Origin of the sequence: Acinetobacter lwoffii (assembly GCF_024129595.1) — a bacterium.
Taxonomy (GTDB): domain Bacteria; phylum Pseudomonadota; class Gammaproteobacteria; order Pseudomonadales; family Moraxellaceae; genus Acinetobacter; species Acinetobacter lwoffii_O.
In genome coordinates, this window is record NZ_JAMXXS010000065.1 from 1 (window position 1) to 6562 (window position 6562).

At 41.8% G+C, this 6562-nt stretch carries 5 protein-coding genes and 1 tRNA gene; 1 reads left to right on the forward strand and 5 read right to left on the reverse strand.

Going from position 1 to position 6562, the window contains the following annotated elements:
• The first annotated feature begins 116 nt into the window (after nucleotides 1-116).
• Complete coding sequence (locus tag NI466_RS15390) at nucleotides 117-1061, forward strand: sensor domain-containing diguanylate cyclase (protein WP_253173981.1); 945 nt, start codon at nucleotides 117-119, stop codon at nucleotides 1059-1061.
• Nucleotides 1062-1690: 629 nt separating this feature from the next.
• Here the strand turns inward: NI466_RS15390 and NI466_RS15395 are convergent.
• From NI466_RS15395 to NI466_RS15415, 5 genes are all read right to left on the reverse strand, one after another.
• Nucleotides 1691-2107, reverse strand: coding sequence for a hypothetical protein (locus NI466_RS15395; RefSeq protein WP_228128559.1), 417 nt, complete (start codon nucleotides 2105-2107; stop codon nucleotides 1691-1693).
• A 76-nt stretch (nucleotides 2108-2183) separates the two neighbouring features.
• Nucleotides 2184-2260, reverse strand: a tRNA-Val gene (locus tag NI466_RS15400).
• 47 nt (nucleotides 2261-2307) lie between these two features.
• A complete protein-coding gene (locus NI466_RS15405; protein WP_253173982.1) occupies nucleotides 2308-4299 on the reverse strand; it encodes a transglutaminase TgpA family protein in 1992 nt (663 codons plus the stop codon).
• Nucleotides 4300-4315: 16 nt separating this feature from the next.
• On the reverse strand, nucleotides 4316-5221 hold the full coding sequence (locus NI466_RS15410; RefSeq protein WP_253173983.1) for a DUF58 domain-containing protein: 906 nt from the start codon (nucleotides 5219-5221) through the stop codon (nucleotides 4316-4318).
• Nucleotides 5222-5233: 12 nt separating this feature from the next.
• Nucleotides 5234-6196, reverse strand: a complete 963-nt coding sequence (locus tag NI466_RS15415; protein ID WP_253173984.1) for an AAA family ATPase — start codon at nucleotides 6194-6196, stop codon at nucleotides 5234-5236.
• Nucleotides 6197-6562 lie beyond the last annotated feature (366 nt).

Genomic DNA, 6562 nt, shown 5'->3' on the forward strand with positions numbered 1-6562 from the left:
AGACGGAAAAGATTCGGTTTACGCATTAACTTAATTGCTGCACTCGTAAACCGGATAAACTTGCAATAATGACTTTCGCAAGAGATCTATTCTTACTGTTGCAGTAGGTTCACTTCATGAATAATATTAACTTTAATAACTTTGAAGAAACTGGCCAAGCCATTTTAAAATTCTTATCTCAACGCTTTGGCTTCAAATTGTGGATGATTACTCGTACTGAGGGTGACGACTGGATTGTATTATTGAGTGAAGATAATGGCTATAACGTTAAGCCCGGACAAGTATTTCATTGGGCAGACTCATTCTGCTCACACATGGTACAAAGTAATATGCCTCGTATTGCTCCCTATTCACCTGATATTCAAGTTTACGCAGATGCACCTATAAATCACCTAGTCTCAATTAAAGCCTATATCGGCCAACCTCTGTATAAAGAAGATGGCTCTCTTTTTGGCACTCTATGTGCAATTGATCCCGAACCTCAATCTAAAATTCTTGTTGAAGATGCTCCATTATTCGAGTTGATAGCAAAGGTACTCAGTTATACGATGCAAGCTGATATGAAAGCTGCTGAGTACATACGTAAAGCTGAGCGTTTTGAAATAGAAGCAATGTCCGACCCAATGACTGGACTTTTCAACCGTCGTGCTTGGGATGAGCTTATTATCAAAGAGGAAGAGCGCTGTAAGCGTTATGGTCACCCTACTGCTATTCTTATGATAGACCTTAATGATCTTAAGATCACAAATGATACTCTGGGTCATGCTGCAGGTGATGAGCTCATTCAAAGAATGGCTTTAGCTCTCAAAAACACGGTACGTAGTAATGATATTATCGCTCGCTTAGGGGGTGATGAGTTTGCTGTGATGACCATTGAAACTAACTTAGAGCATGCGAAGAAGCTTGCATCAAGAATTCAAAATACTTTTACAAAAGTTGGAATTAGTGCTGCAATTGGCTTTGCAATGCGTAATCCAACCTTTGGGTTAGCTGAAGCTATCAAAGAAGCAGATGCAAAGATGTATCAGAATAAAGTTATGGTCAAATCGAGTAGCCATTAATTAAACTACTTACCCGATGCAGTCTTTGTATCTGGTAAGGCCTTATCTACAATCTGAAGATGTACTATTGAAATAATTCAATATAACCGAAAACCCTAGAGATTTTTTGAAATAAAAACTATTATTTTTCATATCATTAAGAGCTTTAATCCGTTTTAATTCTGCACTTAGCCCTATCAAAATTGCGACTTTTCCAACAAAAATCCTGCAGTTTATTCCCAGGTTTTTGATCAAACGGTTAGGATCAACAATTTACTTTTATCATGAAGACTGATTATAAAAATAATAAAAGTCCATGCCAAAAAACCTTAAGTTCGCCAGCGAGCGCCGTAGTGACCAACGTAAAAAAGTTATACAAGCCGAAATGCTGCAGGCCCAAACATTTATACAGATCTATCTGCTCTTACCTTTCTTCTTTAAGGCATATCAGCATCAGCAACATCTTACGATGCGCAAACCCTAGAAGATGTCATCTAGCATTAAGCAAGCGCTGTGCGTGATAAAAAATTGACTGAACCTACACTGCGAATCTGCCTGTGGCTGATCAGCCTATTCCAGCCGAGTACAACGCAAGTGCAGCACTTCAATCAATTTATTAATTTGCGGCACTTTGAGCTGAAATATTTAAGCTAAATGTCATGAATAGACATATCTGCCAGTGCACCAAACTTTTCATCAAACGGCGCTAATTGTTCTTTGACGTATTTGGATCCGCGAAGTTTACGGCCATGCTCATCATAGTATTTATGAAAAAGTGTTTTGAAGGGATAGTACTGTTTTATGCTCAAGTCTTCCGCCATCTGATTGACCTTCGCTTCAAGCATCTTTTGAGCTACCCCTTGCTCACATTCTTTTGCGGTATCACGAGTTGCTGAAGAACGTTTTCCATTGATCATTAGTTCAATGTAGTAGGCCGAACCGCGCTTTCTGGGCTTGGGTAATTTCATGACGTAATTTCCAAAATTCTTGACGTAAACTTGACGTAAATTTAACGGCAATAACTGCATAAAATACGGGTTTTGCAGATAGTGCGGATAACGGCTCACTTTACTCAAGGCATTAAAAAAGGGCTTTAAGCTACTGTTTTCGCTTAAAACCCTTATAACATAACGTTTAGAATCTTGGTAGGTATAAGCAGACTCGAACTGCTGACCTCTACGATGTCAACGTAGCGCTCTAACCAACTGAGCTATACACCTAGAATGCTTGGCATATTATAAATTTTTCCGACCGAAAACAAGCCTTTTCATTTAGTTTTTAAAACGTCCGCGCAAGTTTTAAGCAAATCCTTGAATTTTTTCAATTCTTGTTCAGTTATTGGGGTTCCCGAATAAAGATTTTTTTCAAAAACCTGTATAGCTTGAATAAAGGCAGTCTGGTTTTCAATCTGAACCTGTTGAGATAAACGCTGCATCCAGTGATGAAAAGTTTCTGCAGGCTGTTTTTTGAGATGATCAGTTAGAGATTGATTCAGCTGTTGAATCGCACGATCAAATGGAGATTGCGCCTGTCGGGCTTTTAGATAAATTCTGAAGATATAGGCCAAAATCAATAGTGCAATAGTGCCCAGTAAAATTATGACACTCGAATAAACTGAACCGAGTCCTAATTTTGATAACCAGCTCTGTTGTGATTCTGCATTATAACCCACCACCTTACTTTGCCATTGGTAGCTGGCATAATCGCTCCAAACACGTAGTTTGGTGATCCATAGATTATGCTGCGAGTTCCAGATCGACTGATTTGCCGATACCCATGCATCCTGAGAAAGCAGATTTTGCATACCATCATCTATACGCTGTGGAGTGATCATTGCGGTTGGATCAAAGCGTTGCCATTTCTGGTCAATCCAGACTTCTGTCCAGGCATGAGCATCCATTTGTCGGACTTCCCAGCTCATGCGATCTGGTGCCAACTCCCCACCCTGATAGCCGGTGACGACCCGTGCAGGAATCCCGACATAACGCATCAACATCACGAAACTCGATGCATAGTGTTCACAAAATCCCTGACGGGAATTAAACAGGAACTCATCAATCCGGTTTTGCCCCAATTGACCCGGCTTCAAGGTATAAACAAAGTTATTCTGCTGATACCAGCTCAAGACTTGCTGCACATAACGCCGAGGATCTTCCGCACTTTGCGCATATAGACGTTGTGCTAATTGTTGCGCTCGCGGATCCAGTCGGCGCTGCACCTGAGTATTCGTTCTTTCGATATATTGCGTTGGCAAAGCCTGAGGATCATATGCTGTCCCGACCCACTGTAACGAAATCGGTTCAACACGTTGCGTGAGCCGTCTCGGTACAATGCTCCAATCCTGACGGTTATAATAACGGCGTTCCACAGGTATCGATTTTTCCAACCCCATGATCCAGAACACCGAAGGATCCGCAGCCAGATATTGGTAGTTCCAGCCTGTAGGTACGGGTGAGGTATCCATCGGTTGTCGCATTAAAGGCTGCTGATTGACGAAACTGCTGGTCCAGCGTTGCCCGTCATATTCATCTAGCACCAAGGCTCGCCAATAGAGTTCTGAGCGCGGCGGAAGCTTGCTGACATCACCAATAATCCGGAAAGCCAGTGAACTAGATTGGGATAATTCGGCAATATCCCCAGGTGACATACTGTCGCCAATGCCGGTCACGCCTTTATTTTCAGGAATGGGAATATGCCAAAGTGGCGGCAAGCGCGGAAAGAAAATAAATAGCAAAATGAAAAATGGAACGGCGTACAAGATAAACTTGCCCACATGCTTGGCATCCTGTTGCAATGCTGTGCCCAGAGTGGTTTGTTCCTGTTCAAATTCGCTGGTTTGAATCCGGTACAGGCCAATCAGACAGCTGATTAAACATAGTACAATCACGATTGCCATCCCAAATGACTGACTGTATAAGAATGAACTTGCAGCGACAAACAGGGCAAAATTAAACAGGATAATCAGGTCTCGTTTATTTTTGCTTTCCAGTGATTTGGCAAATAAAAATGTAGATAAAACAGCTACTCCTGCATCTACGCCAATAAAGCTTTGATAATTCAAATAAATACTGCCCAGTGCCAACGCCGTCAGCAGAAAAGTACCAATTTTTGGAAATGGCTGCTGACGCTTCTGATAAATCCAGATACACAGAATACTGATGGCAAAAATTATACTAAGTAGCACAGGAATAAATGCCATTTGGGCGATGAGAATCAGCCCCAGAGTCAGTACAATCGAGGTACAGATTTTTGCGTTCATCGTTTCTTTATCCACTTTAGGCCTGCGCCAACAATTGTTTGGCTTTCCGTAGTTGTTCTTCCCCTGCTCCTTGTGGCAACTCGGCCTGTGGCAAATGCAGGCTATAGGCACATTGCTGCTGCTCGCACTGCTCGACCAGACCCATTACAAATTCAAGTTTTTCTTCATGTGACTGGCTTGGCATATGCTCATAATGAATCTCGATACTGTGTTCATCCTGATATTGTTCAAAGACTTTGACATATAAGCCTTGTCCACGCGCAAACTGCTTCCAGGACACCGCCTGCAAGGAATCGCCTGACTGGTAATTGCGCAATTCACGAAACTCATCCATATCCGGTTCAAAACGGTTAAAGTGATATTTATTTTCTGTGCTAAAAACTTCAGCTTTAGGCGCGACCCAGGCCGAATGCTGATGATAAAGATAGGTCCAGGCTCGAACTAACCCAAAGGGATAAACCGAATAAATCTGAATCACCGGATAATCAAACCTGCCACGTTGCTCTGCATAAAATGGCAGAATAAATTGCTGTTTTTGTGCATTCAGATAAACTTTCGCTAGCTGATTCCCTGCTTTGATATACAAATAGCGGGGGCGAAGCTGCTGCTGTTGAAAATAAAGATGTAGATTCACGCTATGACCGACCTGCCCCACATCATCTGCGATCAATTCAATTTTCAGGTCATGCAATTGCTTAAAAGTCAGATAAAAACTGATACACAGCACCGCACTGATTAAAAAGCAGAAACCTAAAATCAGGTTATTGGCATAGTTCACCCCGGCCACAAAGGTGATGAAGATCAATACCAGATACAGATAGCCCTGCTGATAAATAAATACCAAGACATCTTTCTGCGAGAGCTGTTTCTGCTTGGAAAATTGAAAGCGTTTGGCCAGCCATTTTTGCCAGGTCTTATCCAAGAGAGGACTCCTTTAGCTGACCGCAACCTGTTGCATGACATTAGAGGTTTCAGCTTCACTCAAACCCAGACGATGCGAAGTCACCGCGACAAATACAGCCTGCACATCATCCGGCGTGACAAAAGCACGTTGCTGAATCAGGGCATGCGCTTGTGCCGCACGCTTCAAAGCCAGAAGGCCACGCGTAGAAAGTCCATGACGGCTTTTACGGGTTTCTTCTGCGAGATCGAGCAAATATTCCTGAATAGCTTCACTGATAAATATCTGATGAGTCAGATTTTGCAGATCCAGAATTTCATCTTCAGTAAAAATATGTGCCAGACTGGCAATCAGGGCAAAACGAGATTCCTGCTGTAATAACAGTTTTTCTGCATGGCGCGATGGATAACCTAAAGACAAACGCATCAGGAAACGGTCCAGTTGGGATTCCGGCAAAGCATAGGTTCCACTTTGAAACAGCGGGTTTTGTGTGGCAATCACCCAGAAAGGTTTCGGTAAGGCATAGCGTACGCCATCAATGGTGGCATAGCCCTCTTCCATGGCCTCGAGTAAGGCGCTCTGGGTTTTGGGACTACAACGGTTGATTTCATCTGCCAGTAAAATCTGGGTAAAAATTGGGCCTTGTTTAAACTCGAACTGATGTTCTTTCTGGTTAAACATATTAATGCCGATGACATCACTGGCCAGCATGTCATTGGTAAATTGGATGCGCTGGAACTTCAATCCTGCTAGATGTGCCAGACTGCTGGCTAATGTAGTTTTACCCAATCCGGGTAAATCTTCAAATAAGACATGTCCGCCTGCAATCAAACAACAGAGTGCCAGTGTGGTCTGGGCCTGCTTATCCAACACAATGGCATTAACTTCTTCAAAAAAACGCTGGATCTTGGGTGCATAACTTGCAATTTTTTGTTCAAGCACAGTATTGATGTGTGCAATGTCGTTATTTTCCTTTTGTTTCATGCCCCAGATCACAATAATTTCCTTAATAAAACATGGCCTAAGATTAACATACACTGAAATTTAAATTTTCCCAAAAGATCAATCATCTGTCTGTGTAACTGAATAAAAATACTGATTAGAAAATGGCGAGGATTTAAATAATAGAAGAGTCAAAATGATCAGGTTGAAAAGAAGTAAGAAGCGCAGAAAACAAATAAAATGATCGACACAAATAGAGATCATTTTTCTTTTCGCTCAAATCTCAAAATACCAATCTGAGCTCATCCATCTATTTGAAAAGAATCATAAGATCTCTTTCATAAATCAAAAAATGATCTTCTTTTTGGTTAATATTTGCACTCCTAATTTCTTGGCATTCGTGCATAATCTGTGGATGAA